This is a genomic window from Luteolibacter sp. AS25 (assembly GCF_046736275.1).
In the GTDB taxonomy this organism is placed as follows: Bacteria; Verrucomicrobiota; Verrucomicrobiia; order Verrucomicrobiales; family Akkermansiaceae; genus Luteolibacter.
On sequence record NZ_CP151837.1, the window covers coordinates 2,232,374 to 2,248,517 of the forward strand.

Here is a 16,144-nt window from a genome sequence, read left to right on the forward strand (position 1 = left end):
TATGAAACTCATATCTTGGAACGTTAACGGAATCCGCGCAGCCCTGAACAAAGGGATGGCCGAATTCCTCTCCACAGAAAATCCGGACATCCTATGCGTGCAGGAAACAAAAGCCCGCGAGGAACAGGTGGAACTCCCACTGGAATTCGGCGGCTACAAAGCATTCTGGAACTCAGCGGAAAAACCCGGCTATTCGGGCACCGCTATTTTCACAAAAAAGCAGCCATTGAATGTTATCATCGGTCTGGGGCTCGAGGAGCATGACAAGGAAGGGCGTGTAATCACTGCGGAATATGAGGATTTCTTCCTAGTGAATGTCTATACCGTAAATGCGCAGGACGGACTCCGAAGACTCGGCTACCGCTTGGAATGGGATTTTGCATTCCGCACGTTTCTAGCTCAGTTAGCCGAGACAAAGCCTGTGATTTTCTGCGGCGATCTCAACGTCGCACACAATGAAATCGACCTCGCCCGCCCATCCGCAAACCGCAAAAGCGCAGGATTCTCGGATGAAGAGCGTGCCAGCTTCACCAAACTCCTGGAAAGTGGCTATATTGATAGCTTCCGCCACATTCACCCCGAGCAAACCGAAGCCTATTCATGGTGGTCCTACCGGGGTGGCGCAAGGCAGCGGAACGTGGGCTGGAGAATCGATTACTTCGGCATTTCCCCGCAGCTGGCGGATCGCTTGGAAACAGCCTCAATTCTGCCGCACGTGCTGGGCTCCGATCATTGCCCTGTCCAGATCACTCTTGGCTAGCAGTGAGCCCATCCACGATCGTCTTCACGTTTCCACGGATCATCTCCTCATAGCTGGAAACACCGCGGCCATCTGCAATCAAACTGCCTGCTATCCTAATTCCGGTATCAGAAGTCAGGCTTTGCAACATCTTCGGATTTGATTCCAACTCTGGAAATATTGCCGCCACCCGTTCGTTTTTGAGCTCCGCGATCAACTTCACCAGCGACACCGCATCGGGCATCTGTTCGCGGTTCAGACCTTGGATTGAAAAAGCCTCGAACCCATACTCATCGCAGAAGTAGTTAAACGATTCATGTGCGGTCGCCAGCTTTCTTAGGTCCTTTGGAACCCTGACCACTTCCCGCTTCACCCACTTTTCGAGGGTATCCAGCGTAGAGCGGTAAACGTTTGCATTGGTCTTATAAAACTCGGAGTTGTCCGGATCTATTTCACAAAGTTTATCGGAAACCACGCCCGTCGCGCGGCGGAAATGATCCACAGAATGCCACCAGTGTGGGTCAATCTCGTGATGGTGTCCCTCATGTCCATGCTCATCGTGATCACAGGATCCGTGAAGCGCGGGCAGGCTTTTCCCCACCTCCACAATCACCGCGTCGCTACCAATAATGGATTTCAATTCCCCTAGATAACTCTCCATCCCCATACCGGATACGAAATACACTTTGGCATCCTGGGTAGCTACGAGATCCTCGGCGGATGGCTGGAAGCTGTGTGGATCTCCAGTTTTACCTATGAGATCTATCACATCTAGTTTTTCGCCACCCACCTGATGCAAGAGATCGGTAATAAGGGGGTGAAGCGACACCACTTTCATCGGAGCCGAAAAGACAGGTAACGCAAGGCTGCAGAAAATTGCGAAAATTCGGAAAAGTTTCATTACCGCCAGATTATCGACGAAAAACACTAGTGCAAGTTTTATGCACTAACGAAATCCCAATCGAAATGGATTCGAGCGGAGTTCCTCCCGGACCGTCGTTGCCGGGCCGTGGCCCGGTAGGATTGCACAGGTGTCTTCTGCCAGAGAAATCGCCTTACCCAAGGTGTGTAAAGCCAGTTCATAGGAATCTTGCGAATCGCATTTCCCCATTGATCCCGCAAAAATCGCATCACCGGGAACGAACAGCTGACGGTCGAATCCTTGCACGAAATAACCCGCCGCCGGTGATTTATGACCCGCCAGATCCACAGTTTTTATGGAAATTTCTCCAAAGGTGAATCCACCCGAAGCCAGAGCCTCCACTTCTGAAATGACCCGGACTCCCAGTTTTTTCAGTGCCCCTGCTCCACCGGTATGATCCCTGTCTGCGTGGGTAATTAGGACTGCATCCAGGCCCTCTGGATCTATCAATGAAAGAATATCTTCTGCTCCAAATCCGGTATCAAAAAGCAATCTAGTTCCATTTTTTTCCAGCAGCCAGGCATTCACATCCCACTGGCCGAACGGTAGAATTTTCCGCTGAACTCCACTGACAGCAATGTCATCCGGTTGGTAATCCGAAAGAGCGATTAGGCTCTCGGGATCAAGGTTCAGGACTTCAGCAACGTGCCGGGCTGACTGCTCCTCCATATCTCCATGGAGCAACCCGCTCACCTCGCAGATCTCAATGCCTGCCTTTTCCGCTAGTTCACTGGCTTCAATATTCTGCCCCATCATCGCCTTGCGGATGACGTCGGGAAATTCGTCTTCTAAATTCATCTTAAGCGATAGTAACCGTCCGGGTTGTAGAGGAAATAAACATCTTTGGGATTCAGGCGATTCAAGTAGCTGAATACCTTTCCATCCTGGTCCACCTCCTCCACGAGCGCCTTTTTCTTGGCGGTTTCATTTTCTTTCGAGTCAGGATTCTGCGTAATCGAGCTCTCCACAATGCCACCTACGATGTGGTTCACCCACTTGAGTTTCTTCGCTTCGTCACCGAATTCACTCCAGTCCCCACTAGTGGATTTCTCATACATCTGCTGGATAAAGTCGTCGGTGGAGATACCCATTTTCTCAGCCACTGGTTTCGCCAGACGCTTCCACCATTTTTCGCTTTCCTCGTAAAATTCCTTTTGTTGCGTGAGATTCAGCCGCATGAACATGATCTGCGCACTGATCTGGTGGTGAAGAATGATCGCGTTCGGGTAGGCGTAGCTCTCTTCGGCCAATGTTGTGATGCACGCGGCCATAGAGGCGGCGAAACTCTTCACCACTACGTGGATCGGCGCTTCACTCGCTTCCATCGCCTTCAATATCCGGTAGCCAGCCATTACCGAGCCACCCGGACAGTCATCGATAACAATAAAGATCGGAAGTGAACTATCACGGTTGTTCCAATAGTCGATTCTGCTGGTCACAAAATCAGCAGTGCTCGGCATAATCACTCCGTTGAGAGGAATCCGGCGATCAGAGACAACTAGGATTCCATCGTCTCTTAGTGGATTTTCCAAAAATACGGGATCCGCATTGGCATAAGAATCTCTCTTTTCTGCGGTCTCAATCGTCTCAATCTCCGATTGTAACTCCAGCACTTTCATCGCCGCCTCACTTTGGGCGGTCTTGAAATCGGCCGCCACCTTTTCGGCCCTGATCTGTGAAATCTCCGATTCACGCTTCAATTTCTCCAAGTCCTCCTTGTAGGCATTTTCGGAGTCTAGTTCAGCCTCATCCTTTCTCGCTTTCTCCAACGCCAGCCGTTCGGTAATGGCCTCTCGTTCCAATTTTAGCTTCTGGACCTCAGCCCTCAGGTCGTTGGTCTCCTTCGTAAGCTTCTGCGCCTCCAGCTTATTGAACTCTTCGAGGGCGGACACCTCGGTAACCGCCGTAGTTTCGACTGACTTCTCAGCCCCCTGAACGATGATTTCCTTTGCGGTGACTGTCTGTAGACCAATACCTAGAAATGCCAGCGCAGTGAACTTTCTCATTCCAGCTATACTGACGCATCCCGCCGTTTTTTCAAGCGGAGACCTAAAATCAGTATCACGGCAACGATCAAGAGAAAGATGGAGGCTGCTATTCCGAGAAAAGTGAAAAGTTTCGTACTAGCCAGGTCCACGTCCTCATCGCTGATGGTATCCTTGGCTACTTCTCCCGCTACCTTTTCAAAACGGATGAATCCATCACCAAGCTCAACATTTGTGAGCTGTCCCATCACATCGCCGATTGTGCTATCGCCAACATACCTTTCGGCAATCCTGTATGGCGACATTTGCTCAAGGAATTCCCTTGGCACCACCTTATCAGGAACTTTTATATCCCGCACCTGCAGGACCACTTCTTGATTGAGCAAGCCCGGTTCAGCTATGAGAACTCCATTCAGGTATCGGGGATCCGAGGTGAACATACCCTCACCCTCTTTTCTCCCAAGGCGTGGCTTTCCATTAAGTTGGAATGAAATATCGAATCGAATTTCCTCTGGAGAAATATCCTTCACATCAAGCATTCCCCGCAGATCTTCAAAATCCTTGTAGGTATGAATCGCCAAATTCAGCTCTGACGCATTGAGTTCAAGTATCGCTGTTTCCTCCCCTCCCAGTCCGAGACGGAAGGCCTCCAACTTTTCTGCAAGGGTGTTTAGTTCTGCCTCTTTCCCCTCCAGTGAGACAACAGGAACAACGGCAGGCTTCTCGTCGGTAAACTTGACAATCTCATTGAATTGGCGGAACAGCACAGTAATCGAGAATCCGATCAGGAAAATCATCACAGCTGCAGCTACAATCAAAATCGCGCATCCGGCAAAGGGCGATTTTTCACTTACTTGGTCTTTCTCGGTCGTGCTCTCTGACATATCAAAAATTAGGAAGGTTTATCGCTCTGGTTCGGTGGCTCGTCCTGTCCCTTATCGGTGTCATCGGGATCTGTCCACTCTTCGCCGTCCTCCAGACCGTCCATCTCGTGGTCATAGTCCTCACCCCAGCCATCTTCGTAATCGTGCTCTTCCGGTCCGTATTCCTCGGTCCCTGCAGCAACTTCTCGATCCTCGTCGCTACGCCCGCGTTTGAGACGCTCCTGAAGATATTCTGCTTCCTCACGCTCAGTGCGCTCGCGCGCCTTCTTCCTATCCAGCCACGCCAGCCAAATACAGATCTCGTAAAGGAAAAGCATCGGTAGCGCCATCAGGTTGAGCGTCATGATATCCGGCGTAGGCGTGATCACAGCCGCCGCGATGTAGATCGCCACAATCGCATATGTCCGTGTCCGGGCCATCGAATCGTAGGTCAATAGGCCCAGCTTTACCAAAACCATAACCACCACCGGCAGTTCGAACGATAAACCGAACAAGAGGGTAAACTGGGTGGCAAAGGAGATGTATTCACCGATGCGCCAATCGTTGGAAACTCCCAGATCTCCGCTCCATTCGTAGAAGAACAGCAATGCGCGGGGCAGAACCAGAAAGTATGAAAACAGCACGCCGGCCAGAAAGAGGCCAAAACCGATGATCATCGCCGGCCAAAGGATCTTTTTCTCCTTTTCATGAAGTCCCGGCAACACGAATTGCAGGACGAACATCAGTAGAAGCGGAAATGCTAAGACGATACCCGCGAAAAACGCCAGTTTCATCGAAAGCATGAATGTTTCCGTCGGTTTGAGCGCAGACATCATGCGGATGTTCGACTCGGTTCCGGCATCCACGTTCGGATCCGAATCCAGGAGCGCCATCAGCTGATTACGCATTGAACCCTCTATCGGGAGTTGCTTGACGAATGCCTGCCTATCCTCCTCGGGCAAAGCTTTCGTAGCTCTTAGCAGCGCTACACTACGGGCGTGAAACTCAAGATCCGGTTTCCCCAGCGAAAGGTAGAACACCGCGCGCTGAGCATCATCCAGACCGGAGGCCACACGCTCCAAATCCATTGCCGTATTCCATTCCTCCACTGTAGGAACCTTGATCCCTGTGTGTTTTTCCGCATCAGGCATTGTCTCGGCCTGCTTGACGAGAATGACCTTTTCAGCGGGTGCACGGAGAATATCCATCAACTGCTTCTGGAAAGCAAAGCACACCAGCATGGAAATCATGAGAGTGATGACCACACGCGTAACAAGAACGCGTAAATCCTCGAGATGCTCCAAAAACGGTTTCTCGTGATCGATATGAGCCTTCTCTCGAAGCTCGAATACTTTTTTTAGTAAATACATTCGGCGTTGCGGATTCAACCGCCGCAGGGCGGTCTTCGCAAGGGAAGACTGGTTAGAAATTCACCCTTTCCACCACAGTGGAAAATAGAACTCGGTAGTCTTTGACTGAAACTCTGAAGGGAGTATTTTTATCAGGACGGCATTACCCGCCAAAAACAACAAACGACTATGAAAAAGAAACTTATTACTCTGGCAATCGCGCTTCCACTGGCACTCGTTGCCTGCGACTCAAGCGAAGATACCAGCGAAAAAATGTCTTCCGGCGCGGATAAAATCGCAGAGGGAATGAAGGAAATGACCGATTCCGCAGTAGAGGCGACAAAAGAGGCAACAGCTGAAGCAACAGAAGCTACAAAAGAAGCAGCAGCCAATGCCGCGGAGGCAACCAAAGAAGCTGCAGCCGCTACAGGTGAAGCACTCGAAGACGCTAAGGACGCCACTGTAGAAAAGGCGAATGAGATGAAGGACTCTGCTTCCGAAGCAATGGATGAAGCCAAAGATTCTACTGAAGAGAAATCAAACGAAGCTCAGGATTCAGCGAAAGAAATGGCTAACGATGCCGAGGAAGCAACCAAGAACGCAGCTCAGAAAACTGAAGATGCAGCCAAGGATGCCACTCAATCCACAAAAGATGGCGTGAACAATGCCATGGAGGAAACCAAGAACGCAGCTGAGGAAGCCCAGCAGGAAATGGAATCCGAATAATCTCCCGGAGATTATTGAATTCTTTCAGCCTCGACAGCGCCAACCAGCGTGCTGCCGGGGTCTTTTTTTGTCCTATCTCTGGGTAAGCTGGGCCAGCTTTTTCAGATAGGTGATACTATAAATACCGGTTCCATGTCCATCGGCCCAAAATAACTGCAAACCGTAGCCTCCGACCAACTCGAACCTTTTGAGGTCGAATGCTCCCGGGCCATGCTCAACTATAGGCCTCTGAACGCGCCCCATCGCATCGGGCTCACCCTGACATTGGGCACATGGGCAGGCGCGACGGAGCATTGGCAACCGCAGATACATTTCAGTTCCGCCGGATAGGCTTAACGCCAGCTCTTCTCCGATCAAACAAACAGACTCAATATTTTCGTTTTCCTTCATCCCAATTCTCCTTCGATTTTCTTCTCACGCTTTCCGAAGATAGCGGACCCGACCCTCACATGGGTCGCGCCTTCTTCGATTGCGATCTCATAATCGCCACTCATTCCCATGCTGAGGAAGGGTAGACTCAATAGATTGCCCGCATTGATGGAATCCCTCAGATCTTTCAACTTACGGAACCACAATCTGGTTTCTTCATCAGATTTCTCCGCAGGAGGAATTACCATCAGACCCACGATTTCGACATTTTGGAGTGCCGATAACTCACCAAGATTCGATGCAAGCTCCGACTCGGAGAAACCACCCTTGGATTCCTCACCAGCCTGATTTACCTGAAGGAAAATCTTCGGCTTCAAACCCAGATCTTTCGCGACTCCGTCCATATATCCAGCCAACTTCATGGAATCGACCGCATGGATATATGGGAAGAGTGGAAGTATTTTTCTCACCTTATTCCGCTGAACTCTGCCAATAAAGTGCCACTCGATTTCCGGAGGTAGTTCCTGAATTTTCGTCTCAGCTTCCTGCAGACGGCTCTCGCCGAAAATTCGCTGTCCCTTGTCATATGCAACGCGGATATCAGCAGACGGAAATGTTTTGGACACAGCTACCAGCTGGACATCTCCGCGGCTCTTCGCCGCAGCGGCAACTTTCCCCTGAATCTCGGAGAGTTGAGTTTCAATATCCGACATTAGCGCACGCTGCCATCGCTTCTCAGCGTGCCAACAAGTTTCGCGGTTTCGGTAAGTTCAATGAGGTCGCCAAGCACGTGGATTGCTTCACGCTTGGAAGCGTTCAAGCCAGAAGGCCATTTTGGAGTATCATCCAAGCTAGCAGTTTCATCCACAGCGCGTCTCATGTAATCGCCAGATTCCTTGGAAGGATCATAGGATTGCAGATCGGCACCTTTCTCCAGATCGTCCAGGGTGATGCGATAGAAAGTATACTGCTCGCTATCTACTTCCGCCATTTTCTTGAAGCGCTCCAAGCGTTCGAGATTGCGCTCTTTTTTCAGCTCATCAGCTTGCTCGAGCTCCCGCTCACGCTGCTGCCGGTTGAGAGAGACGCTGTTTTCCTTCAAGCGTTCTTTCGCTTTGATTACATCCTCGATGATGTAGGTGAAATCCTTCGATTTCTTCACACGCTCCTCACTGAGCTCCTGCAGCTTCGGCAGGAAGAGGGCCTGCGCATCCAGCGGGCGGAAATCGGAAGCGGGGCTAATCCGATCATGCGGAAGGGCATTTTCCAACTCGGATTCACCTACATCCAAGGCGTCTGTGATGCTAGGCAGCACGATACTCGGCACCACCCCATCCATCTGTGTGGATGAACCGGATGGACGGTAGAACTTCTGGATCGTCACCTTTAGGTAACCTGCCTTGCTGCGGACAGCAAAGAGCGGGAGCATTCTGCCGATATCCATAGGCTGTTGGACGGTTCCTTTCCCGAAAGTGGAAGAGTCACCCACGATTACCGCACGATTATAGTCCTGAAGTGCCCCGGCAAGAATCTCGCTGGCTGATGCACTACTCTTATCGGTGAGAACAACCATCGGTCCTGTGTAAATCGGCTTCCCTGAATCAGATTCCTTCACCTGTTTTTGGCCCAGAGTGTTCTTCACCTGAACCACAGGACCTTGCGGGACGAAGAAGCCTGTCATACGGCGAACTTCCTCGAGCGAGCCTCCACCGTTGTTTCTAAGGTCGAAGATCAGGCCATCCATCCCCTCATCCATCAATCGAACAAGAATCCGCTCCACGTCTACCGAGCAGCGGGTGAGCCCTTGATCAAAGTCAGCATAAAATGAAGGAAGGGTCAGGATCCCGATCCGGCGCGTCTTACCTTCATCGTCTTTCAGTTCGATGAGTTCGCCGTTTGCTTGCTCATCCTTCAGCTCCACTTTTTCGCGGCCGATCACAATGATTTTTGTCTCCCCGGGAGCACCTCCCGAAGGTTCCACCTTGAGAGCTACAGACGTGCCCTGCTTGCCACGGATAAGATCAACGACCTTATCGATTTTCATAAACATGATATCGGTCATCCCTTCGGAGGATCCGCTGTTCAAGGTATCCACCGCCACCACACGGTCATTCAACTTGAGCTGGCCGCCTTTGTCAGCAGGTCCGCCGACAACGATACCCTTGATGACGGTTGCGCCATCTTCCTCCGCCTGGAGGAGTGCTCCGATTCCCACGAGCTCGTTTTTCATACCGTCCTTGAAACGGTTCATCTCACGGAAACTCATATAGTCCGTATGCGGGTCATATGCCCGGGCCACAGCACTGAGGAAATAGTTCGCAACATCTTCATCGTCCACATCACGCACACTGGCCAACAGGCGCTTGTAGCGGAGCGCCACTTTCTCGCGTGGATCAAGGTCATCAGCACCGGGATCATCCTTGCCCTGTTCCTTCGCCATCTTGCTAATCATTTCCTGGCGAAGAGTCTCCGCAAGCACGGCCTCCTTGATCTGATTTGCCCAAACAGTTTTCGCTTCCTCGTCGGTTTTCGGCCAGTCGGCATCCTTGCGGGACATCATTACAGTCTCATCGCCTGTAAAATCAAAATCGCCCTCTAAAAGTTTCTCCGCATCAGCAATGCGCTCTTCCACGCGTTCGCGGAAGACACCGTAGATCTCTGTTGCAGCCTCAATACTATTGCCCTGCAGAAGTAGCGTATGCAGGCGATCTGCGTATTTAACGTTGAATACATCAATGTCACCCTGGGTGAAATAGAGTTTCTGGAAATCCAGATCGTTCAGGTAGTCATCGAAAAATTTGCGGCTGAGCTCGGCGTTATACGGAAGCCTCGCAAAGTGGCTATTCTGCAGCATTATTGCCATCTGGCGTCCTACTTCATTGAAGTCTGCTTGCTGGGCACAGGCCGGATTGGAGATAGCGAGTAGACCGATTGCGGCCGTCGCGCTGCGTAACCAAGGGGTAATCATAATTATAATAGCGTCGATGAAAGTGAAATTCTTTCTTCAATCTGTCACATGTCCGCATGATGTCGATCTGGAAAACCCTTAAATCGGGGCCTACCACGCAGCCTGATCATCAGGAACATGGCCGGAACTAGCCAATGAACAATTCATGTAAAGTTCGCCGATTGGCGGCACGGTATCAGCACCGAAGGTTTCCCCGTAGGTATAGGTCCCTGAGGAAGGACAAGTCGGAGTTGTCTCCACAAACTGTCCAAGCCCGATGACCCGTAGCTGGAGACCGCTCACGCTATCGCCGGGATTATACCCGTAGAGATTGCAAAAACTTCTCACTCCATTCTGCACATTTCGGATATTCATTATGCACAGCGTGCGATCCGATCCTTTTTTCCAGGCCTGAGCTCCGATGAATAGTATCGAGATCAGTGAAAGCAGAACGAGAATGACCACGGTCAGCTCCAAAAGTGTCATACCAGCCCTCCCCATCTGCGGCGAATCAGCAGGACTAACTCCTTGGTCCGAACTGTTTGGGCAAAATCCTTTCATCTAAGTTTCAAATTGAAAAATATCTTCTTACTTCTGAAAATCAAGCACTTATGACTAAAAAGAAATCTTTCAATTTAAGGCATCTTAACTATTCGCTCTCGACCTGCTCGGAAAAAGTCTGGAACAGTCCCTCCAATTCGGAAACCTCCTCGGGATCACAGTTTTCGCCAAGTTTCTTGAAAACCTGCTCATTCAGAAAACGCCGGGTCCGGTCCCTACCCACGATCAGATCGATCTCCGGCAACATCTTTGGTCCCTCCGCGGTCAAAACGATCGGGTGAAATGAGAAATACGTTTCTTTATCGCCTGTATGTTTCACAGCCACAGCTACCCAGGAATCGTTGCGGAAGATACCGTGGAACTCTGCAGAAACCTCGCGTGCGTCCGTTACTGCATAGTTGATATTTCTCAGTAATTTCACAGGAAGGCCCCCTTTGGAGTCGCACCAAGCGCTCAAACCAAGCGCACTTTCAATTTTCCCGCTCCTCATTGCCATATTCCACTGCTCCATCAGTTCCTCTGCGTCCTCGTCAGTCACAAGACGGGAGGTATCAATTTTTTCCAATCTCACGCTCTCCCTCATCAGGATATTCATCCAACCCTTCTCCCACTCGGCGGATGATTTTTTAGCCCACTCATTCAAGATATCCTGATCCTCCCGCTCGTCCCGAGAAACTATACCCGGCACCCACATCCAGCCACCGGACGTTTTCTTGAACGTAAATGTTCTAAGTTCAAATCGATCCGGGTAGGTCATTGAGAACCATTGGTAGCTCGCCATGGCCAAATCACCCTGTTCCTTGAAACCTACTTGCACCGGTATCCGGAGAATCGAAGGATCGTTCACCGACCACCATATTTCCGCCGCACTCGTTGCTGCAATCCGTGCCTTTTTTGCCGTCCCTTCAAAATCAACACGAGTCAGCAAAGTTCTTAAATTTCCGGTTTTCAGGCCCTCTATTACGGATTTTGAAGCAATCTCAGGCGATTCAGAACCTTTGGCCCCGTCGATTCCACGCAACCTCGTTGTGAACAGGTCAAGAAGGTCAACGTCCAGATCCTCATCGGTGTGAAGCTCATCCATGTCGTTGAGGATCAAAGCCTGAGGTAGATTTATCAAAAACCTATCTGAAGCCCCTTTCCGGACCGAGATGTGCAGTAGCTTGATTTTCGACAAGCTGCCATGCATGGAGACAAGTGCAGGATCCAGACATGCGATTGAGATCGTGCCACCACGTTCATCCAGATCTTCGTGAACTACTTCGCGAACCACCTCCTCCGAGACGACCAGACGCCAAGGGAAACCATTTATGATCGTTCGGTCATTCACCATCTCGGACACCTTCAACCGCTCTGACCAGTCTTCTGGCTTCTTCTTCTCCAGCCCACCCAAATACCCTAGAATTGCAGCTTGGTTTCCCGTTTTACAGGCCTCCAAAAATCCCTCCACAAACTTTCGGGGTGACTCATTCGTCAGCTGTTCTGGCGGGAATTCCTCGAGAATTTCCCTCCTCATACGCTCTCCCGATTCTGAAATTATAAATTCCAAATCTTCCACCCTTTGCCGGAGCATCCAAATTTCAAGAGCTTCAAGACGCTTCTTCACCTGCGTCGTATATCCCGTAACAGCGTTTTCAAAGGAGGCTACGACCGGAGCCGGCATCCACTTCCCATTTTCCCTTACCAATGCGATAGGGAATACATTCATGTCAGAGGAATCATAGGATCCAATCTTTCGCACAAGCACCCCGGCGTAATCTCCATCCTGCTTTATATCGCCCAATTCCAGCCGCCCATCGGCAACGCCGCGCGCCACCCGCTCCAATTGCTTGCGGATCTGTTCCTGTTTGCCCTTTGAGGTATTTGCCTGAAGTGCCGTATCTCCGTCAGGGCCGTAATCTACATTCCCGGTCCTAAGCTTTTCTAAAAAAGCAAGCGCTGCGGTTCCCGGGTCACTCGCTACCAGAGGTAGAACCGTGAGCATGAGAAATAGGAAACTGAGTTTATTCACCTAGGAAACGATGCACCAATTGTTCAAATTTGAAAACACGGAAACAGGAGACCAAATGATGCACAAATTACTAGCGGCCTGACTTTATAGGAAAATCATCAAGCACCAGAGCAAGCATATTCTTCCCACCGGAAGAAAGTGTCGTATCCGTCCCCTCCCCGGTCAAAAGTCCTCTCGTTAGATATCGTTGTGGTATTTCTGAAGGACGCAAATGAGTTAAAGTAGGCCCGTTAACCGGCCGTGTGCTGGGGGTAAACGAGATGGCATGACCTGTTGCGGCAAAGCCGATCTCCCATGACACCGCATCTGGCTCCCCCGTTCCTTTCATCCAAGGATGGCGCTGGAGAAAATCAGGGTCCGCTGATTTTAGGGGAATCGTCACCTTGAACTGCATTGGCCTGCTCAGCACGAACTGACTGAAAGTAAGGTTTGGATCCTTGGCCCTTTCCAGAAACAGGGCTGTTACATCCACGCCGGCGAGATTCATTCCATTGAAGTTCCCGTGGTAGTTTGCACTACCGAAATTCTTCGCATGCCAGCCCTCATAATTCGCGCTCATCATCAGAGCCACCTCCAGATGAAGATGCGCCCTCGTCCGATTTAATCCGACTCCGGTATAACCCATTCTACCTAAGACAGATCCAGCGATAACCGGATCACCGATCCCAACAGTTATTTCTGCCAAATGCGCATATAGTGAGTAAACCCTGGAATCATCCCACTGATGCTCCACTACCACGTATTTTCCGTAGTTGCTGCGACCTGCAACAGGACTGATATGGACTACCTTACCTTCGGAAATGCTCATCACCAGATCCAGGGGATTCCCCGCTTTGTCGCGCTTGATTGGTTGAATATCAATTCCCTCGTGAAAGCGAGTCATTACCACCTCTCCGCCTACGCGGATCGGAGAACGTACATAGCCGAAAGCGCCTCCCTCCCATGGTTGGGTTACCTCCCCTTCAAAGTTCCGGTCAACATACATGAAGAACTGCTCGGGATGCCCGTTCAAGAGCGCCTTGTTTTCCGTAGGAAGCTGTATCTGCAATGGTTCTGCCACACACAGAAGGGATGTAAGGGAATAGAATCCCATGAGAATTAATCTGAGCATCTTCGTATTAAGGTTTATCTTCGCCAATTCTATCGATGGACTTATCGAGTTCGTTGATCTCCTGCAGACTCAACCCTCTCCAGATCACCAATGCACCATCGTTGATTGGCTCATCAATCACTACTCCGTCCACGAGCCTTCCAAAGGCCTGGCACACCATCCATTTTCCGATATTGGCCGAGGTGATCGCAGCCAGACGCCGCTGTCCGGCACCCTTCAACTTGAAAACAGCGCCATAGGACATTTGATCATCTGCCGGAAATGGAGTGTATCCTGCGATATCCTTGGAAGAAACCTCGGGGATTCTGCGGAAGAACCTCTGTTTTCCGAACATCTCGTAAGGGAAAATCATCTTCGGATTATCCGTCCCCTCAGTCTCGATATGGAAGGATATACGCGCGACCTCCTTTTTCCCCCCTGCCCAAACAGTGGAAGTGCCTAAAGCCAGCACGAAGATAAGAAGCAACCGAATTGGAGAAAACATGCAGCAGTGAAACTACTAATCAGCCGCTAAGAAAGAAAAAATACTTAAGCGTCCAGCCTATCTCTTCGTGAAACAACTGAAGGAAAATCGAATTCCGCACATCGCCGACCTCTCTAATCTAGCTCCCACCAAATTTGCTAGAGCGGGCTTCATCGGCTTGGGCGTGCGCAACTGAGAACAGCATAAAAAAGACGAAGAGCATGCACCCTTCGTCTATCTAAAAAATGAGATAATCACCCGAAGATGATTAAAACTCACTACTTCTTACTCTTTTTTTTCGGTGCTTTTTTATCTTCCTTCTTCTTTGGGGATTTCTTCGAAACCTTCTTTACCACTGCCTTCTTGGCAACCTTCTTCGGAGCTGATTTCGTTACCTTTTTGACGGCCTTCTTGGCGACCTTTGCTGCTTTCTTCACAGGCTTTTTAGCTGCTGTTTTCTTCTCAGCCACCTTTTTAGAAGGTGCTTTCTTTGCCGCTTTTTTACTTACCTTCTTGGTAGACGCTTTTTTAGCAGCTACCTTTTTGGACAATTTCTTTGCGGTTTTGGCCGCGCTTTTCTTTGCTGATTTTTTTGCAGCCATATTTTTATGTCGTTGGAGTTCGCGTTCGGTATTCAATATCTCGTCCGGCAATAATACTCCGGCGGAGAGGGTAGCGAGAACGGCCTCACCGAGACGTCCTCCAAAAGTGTTGAGAATATAATCCCGGGTTGCCTTTACTATAACTTCTTTTTTAGGACATGAAGGCTCGTAAACATGTGCCCTACCCGCACGGGTGCACTTCACTAGATTTTTCCGTTCGAGGCTCTGCAATACAGAAAGCACCGTAGTGTATGCCCTTGCTTTTCCATCGGGCAGACTTTCGAGCACCACGCTGACTGTAGATGGGCCTTCGTGCCATAATACCGATAGGGCCTGGAGTTCGAGATTTGATGGGTGCACATGCTCCGCCATAAGAATTCTTTTCCGTTACTACTATGACCTCTAAATAGGAATTCATAGTCAAGTCAAGATCAAACATAGTAACCCCAAAGTTCAGACAACTATTCAATCGTGACGATTTGGCACGAAAAACAAGCTAACTACTGGACGAATAGTATATAACTCTACTCGAACTACTGGTTCTCTCGTGCCTCTGGCCTCATGATCTCTGGGTTGAGTTTCTCCAGAGATTTCCAGAATTCTTCCTCTGTGGGATGCCCATTGAAGAGCACTTCTCCCTCTTTCCCCAATAGAACCACTACAGGAACACTCTGAACCTTGAGCTTATTCGTTATTGGCGACTTTTTGGTATCTACCAACCACGCACCCGGTATTACCTCACCAGCGGCTTTCAGCATTGCCTTGGCATCATTGATCACCTTCTGGGAAGTTTCCGGAAGTATGGAAACCACTGCCAGATCCTTTGAGATCAAGTGATTTGCAGTGGTGAGAAAATCAGGAAGCGTTGCCTCGCACTCACGGCTCCAGGGAGACCAAAAATGTAATAAAACTCCTCTACGTGCCCCCAGAACTTCGCCTAGTGAGACCGAACCATCGGAGAGAACGTCCAAATATTTTCTGTCGAAATCTACTCTCACCGACTTCATCGCATCCATCAAACGGATCCTATCGATATGAGGTGCGAATGCGGCCCCTTGCCTTGGGCTCAGCCAGAAAGCCTCTGTAATATGATGTTTGAAACGATCCATATCGTTCTCATCCAAAGCTGCGAGAGCTTCCACATATTCCGTAACCGCCAGCCAATCATCGACACTTCCGAAGACTTCCGATTCGGTTAAGTTGAACAGTTCTTTCTGCTTCCGGAACGCCGGCAGCAGATTCGCGATTTCCTTGTCCTCGGCACGATCGACATGGAACAAAAATCTCGCCTCCAGAATCACTTGTTCGGGCACACCAAGGGCACGTGCCCCGGCTACAGCCTTATCAAGTGCTTCCTGCGATTGCCTCTCGGAAAGGATCTCTTCGATCGCATTTTCCTTGGGAGTGAGCTGTGGCTCCACGAACTCGCTGAATTGAGCGGAGACCGGCCCACAGCAGATGACAAGTGATCCGAGAACAGCTCTTAAAAACATAAC

The 16,144-nt window shown here is 50.1% G+C and carries 16 protein-coding genes; 2 read left to right on the forward strand and 14 right to left on the reverse strand.

Annotated elements, in window-relative coordinates; all coding sequences use genetic code 11:
• The first annotated feature begins 1 nt into the window (after position 1).
• On the forward strand, positions 2-760 hold the full coding sequence (locus AAGA79_RS10395; protein WP_411825732.1) for an exodeoxyribonuclease III: 759 nt from the start codon (positions 2-4) through the stop codon (positions 758-760).
• On the opposite strand, the gene AAGA79_RS10400 is transcribed toward AAGA79_RS10395, so the two are convergent.
• The 5 genes from AAGA79_RS10400 to tatC are packed head-to-tail and all read right to left on the reverse strand — an operon-like array spanning position 747 to position 5,879.
• A complete protein-coding gene (locus tag AAGA79_RS10400) occupies positions 747-1,640 on the reverse strand; it encodes a metal ABC transporter substrate-binding protein (protein WP_411825733.1) in 894 nt (297 codons plus the stop codon). The two genes, AAGA79_RS10395 and AAGA79_RS10400, sit on opposite strands and share 14 nt — an antisense overlap.
• A 45-nt stretch (positions 1,641-1,685) precedes the next feature.
• On the reverse strand, positions 1,686-2,459 hold the full coding sequence (locus AAGA79_RS10405; protein WP_411825734.1) for an MBL fold metallo-hydrolase: 774 nt from the start codon (positions 2,457-2,459) through the stop codon (positions 1,686-1,688).
• Positions 2,456-3,667 carry an ATP-dependent Clp protease proteolytic subunit gene (locus tag AAGA79_RS10410; RefSeq protein ID WP_411825735.1) on the reverse strand — a complete coding sequence of 404 codons (1,212 nt, stop codon included), beginning with the start codon at positions 3,665-3,667 and terminating at the stop codon, positions 2,456-2,458. Before AAGA79_RS10410 ends, AAGA79_RS10405 begins: the two co-directional genes overlap by 4 nt.
• A 5-nt stretch (positions 3,668-3,672) precedes the next feature.
• Positions 3,673-4,530 carry a hypothetical protein gene (locus AAGA79_RS10415; protein WP_411825736.1) on the reverse strand — a complete coding sequence of 286 codons (858 nt, stop codon included), beginning with the start codon at positions 4,528-4,530 and terminating at the stop codon, positions 3,673-3,675.
• A gap of 8 nt (positions 4,531-4,538) precedes the next feature.
• Entirely contained in the window at positions 4,539-5,879 is a 1,341-nt protein-coding gene (gene tatC, locus AAGA79_RS10420; protein ID WP_411825737.1) for a twin-arginine translocase subunit TatC, read from the reverse strand.
• A gap of 168 nt (positions 5,880-6,047) precedes the next feature.
• On the opposite strand from tatC, the gene AAGA79_RS10425 reads away from it, so the two are divergent.
• Positions 6,048-6,584 carry a hypothetical protein gene (locus AAGA79_RS10425; RefSeq protein ID WP_411825738.1) on the forward strand — a complete coding sequence of 179 codons (537 nt, stop codon included), beginning with the start codon at positions 6,048-6,050 and terminating at the stop codon, positions 6,582-6,584.
• Positions 6,585-6,656: 72 nt separating this feature from the next.
• On the opposite strand, the gene AAGA79_RS10430 is transcribed toward AAGA79_RS10425, so the two are convergent.
• The 9 genes from AAGA79_RS10430 to AAGA79_RS10470 all read right to left on the reverse strand — a co-directional run bounded on the left by AAGA79_RS10430 (position 6,657) and on the right by AAGA79_RS10470 (position 16,141).
• On the reverse strand, positions 6,657-6,974 hold the full coding sequence (locus AAGA79_RS10430; RefSeq protein WP_411825739.1) for a DUF971 domain-containing protein: 318 nt from the start codon (positions 6,972-6,974) through the stop codon (positions 6,657-6,659).
• Complete coding sequence (locus AAGA79_RS10435) at positions 6,971-7,666, reverse strand: YggS family pyridoxal phosphate-dependent enzyme (RefSeq protein WP_411825740.1); 696 nt, start codon at positions 7,664-7,666, stop codon at positions 6,971-6,973. Before AAGA79_RS10435 ends, AAGA79_RS10430 begins: the two co-directional genes overlap by 4 nt.
• Positions 7,666-9,921 (reverse strand): carboxy terminal-processing peptidase, encoded by a 2,256-nt coding sequence (locus tag AAGA79_RS10440; RefSeq protein WP_411825741.1) that lies wholly within the window; start codon positions 9,919-9,921, stop codon positions 7,666-7,668. Before AAGA79_RS10440 ends, AAGA79_RS10435 begins: the two co-directional genes overlap by 1 nt.
• 90 nt (positions 9,922-10,011) lie before the next feature.
• Positions 10,012-10,386: a hypothetical protein gene (locus tag AAGA79_RS10445; RefSeq protein ID WP_411825742.1), complete on the reverse strand. Its 375-nt coding sequence runs from the start codon at positions 10,384-10,386 to the stop codon at positions 10,012-10,014.
• Positions 10,387-10,549: 163 nt separating this feature from the next.
• Complete coding sequence (locus AAGA79_RS10450; RefSeq protein ID WP_411825743.1) at positions 10,550-12,472, reverse strand: hypothetical protein; 1,923 nt, start codon at positions 12,470-12,472, stop codon at positions 10,550-10,552.
• A gap of 70 nt (positions 12,473-12,542) precedes the next feature.
• Positions 12,543-13,565 carry a M23 family metallopeptidase gene (locus tag AAGA79_RS10455; protein ID WP_411825744.1) on the reverse strand — a complete coding sequence of 341 codons (1,023 nt, stop codon included), beginning with the start codon at positions 13,563-13,565 and terminating at the stop codon, positions 12,543-12,545.
• A gap of 25 nt (positions 13,566-13,590) precedes the next feature.
• Positions 13,591-14,067, reverse strand: a complete 477-nt coding sequence (locus AAGA79_RS10460; protein ID WP_411825745.1) for a hypothetical protein — start codon at positions 14,065-14,067, stop codon at positions 13,591-13,593.
• Positions 14,068-14,324: 257 nt separating this feature from the next.
• Positions 14,325-15,020, reverse strand: a complete 696-nt coding sequence (locus tag AAGA79_RS10465) for a BlaI/MecI/CopY family transcriptional regulator (protein ID WP_411825746.1) — start codon at positions 15,018-15,020, stop codon at positions 14,325-14,327.
• Between the two features lie 161 nt (positions 15,021-15,181).
• A complete protein-coding gene (locus tag AAGA79_RS10470) occupies positions 15,182-16,141 on the reverse strand; it encodes a TlpA family protein disulfide reductase (RefSeq protein ID WP_411825747.1) in 960 nt (319 codons plus the stop codon).
• Positions 16,142-16,144: the final 3 nt, after the last annotated feature.

Excerpts from the sequence above, each read along its gene's own strand:
- AAGA79_RS10445 (WP_411825742.1), bottom strand. The coding sequence starts at position 10,386 with ATGACACTTTTGGAGCTGACCGTGGTCATTCTCGTTCTGCTTTCACTG.
- AAGA79_RS10435 (WP_411825740.1), bottom strand. The coding sequence starts at position 7,666 with ATGTCGGATATTGAAACTCAACTCTCCGAGATTCAGGGGAAAGTTGCC.
- AAGA79_RS10465 (WP_411825746.1), bottom strand. The coding sequence starts at position 15,020 with ATGGCGGAGCATGTGCACCCATCAAATCTCGAACTCCAGGCCCTATCG.
- AAGA79_RS10460 (WP_411825745.1), bottom strand. The coding sequence starts at position 14,067 with ATGTTTTCTCCAATTCGGTTGCTTCTTATCTTCGTGCTGGCTTTAGGC.
- AAGA79_RS10405 (WP_411825734.1), bottom strand. The coding sequence starts at position 2,459 with ATGAATTTAGAAGACGAATTTCCCGACGTCATCCGCAAGGCGATGATG.
- AAGA79_RS10440 (WP_411825741.1), bottom strand. The coding sequence starts at position 9,921 with ATGATTACCCCTTGGTTACGCAGCGCGACGGCCGCAATCGGTCTACTC.
- AAGA79_RS10430 (WP_411825739.1), bottom strand. The coding sequence starts at position 6,974 with ATGAAGGAAAACGAAAATATTGAGTCTGTTTGTTTGATCGGAGAAGAG.
- AAGA79_RS10425 (WP_411825738.1), top strand. The coding sequence starts at position 6,048 with ATGAAAAAGAAACTTATTACTCTGGCAATCGCGCTTCCACTGGCACTC.
- AAGA79_RS10470 (WP_411825747.1), bottom strand. The coding sequence starts at position 16,141 with ATGTTTTTAAGAGCTGTTCTCGGATCACTTGTCATCTGCTGTGGGCCG.
- tatC (WP_411825737.1), bottom strand. The coding sequence starts at position 5,879 with ATGTATTTACTAAAAAAAGTATTCGAGCTTCGAGAGAAGGCTCATATC.
- AAGA79_RS10455 (WP_411825744.1), bottom strand. The coding sequence starts at position 13,565 with ATGGGATTCTATTCCCTTACATCCCTTCTGTGTGTGGCAGAACCATTG.
- AAGA79_RS10415 (WP_411825736.1), bottom strand. The coding sequence starts at position 4,530 with ATGTCAGAGAGCACGACCGAGAAAGACCAAGTAAGTGAAAAATCGCCC.
- AAGA79_RS10395 (WP_411825732.1), top strand. The coding sequence starts at position 2 with ATGAAACTCATATCTTGGAACGTTAACGGAATCCGCGCAGCCCTGAAC.
- AAGA79_RS10410 (WP_411825735.1), bottom strand. The coding sequence starts at position 3,667 with ATGAGAAAGTTCACTGCGCTGGCATTTCTAGGTATTGGTCTACAGACA.
- AAGA79_RS10400 (WP_411825733.1), bottom strand. The coding sequence starts at position 1,640 with ATGAAACTTTTCCGAATTTTCGCAATTTTCTGCAGCCTTGCGTTACCT.